The 545-nt window shown below is 41.8% G+C and carries 1 pseudogene; it reads left to right on the top strand.

The features are described from left to right. Positions 1-545 (top strand): annotated as a pseudogene (locus ACFINO_RS11525) (DNA polymerase III subunit alpha); the annotation flags it as partial.

The following is a 545-nucleotide window of genomic DNA, read 5'->3' as shown; positions in this document are numbered from 1 at the left end:
TTACGCGCATGCAGTTTTCTGGCTATTTTCTTATTGTTTCAGATTTTATAAAATGGGCGAAAGTCCATGATATTCCCGTTGGCCCAGGACGTGGCTCTGGTGCTGGTTCACTTGTGGCTTATGCATTGATGATTACCGATGTTGATCCATTGCGTTTTTCTCTTCTCTTTGAAAGATTTCTCAATCCAGATCGTGTTTCTATGCCAGATTTTGATATCGATTTTTGTCAAGAACGGCGCGAAGAAGTTATTCATTATGTTCAAAAAAAATATGGTCGTGATCAAGTCGCTCAAATTATTACGTTTGGTAAATTGCAGGCACGTGCGGTATTGCGTGATGTTGGGCGTGTTTTAGAAGTGCCGTATCGTCAGGTGGAATATCTTACAAAGTTGGTTCCTGCTGCGCCTGGAAGTCAAGTTGAGTTGGCTGATGCTATTAAGGATGAACCGAAATTTGAAGAAGAAAAGAAAAAAGATCCTGCTATTGGCCGCACATTAGATATAGCGCTTCAGCTGGAGGGACTTTATCGTCATGCATCGACCCAT

This window comes from Bartonella sp. AA83SXKL (assembly GCF_042196965.1).
GTDB lineage: Bacteria > Pseudomonadota > Alphaproteobacteria > Rhizobiales > Rhizobiaceae > Bartonella.
The sequence above is the reverse complement of the archived record's forward strand: the minus strand, read 5'-3'. Positions and strand labels throughout refer to the sequence as shown.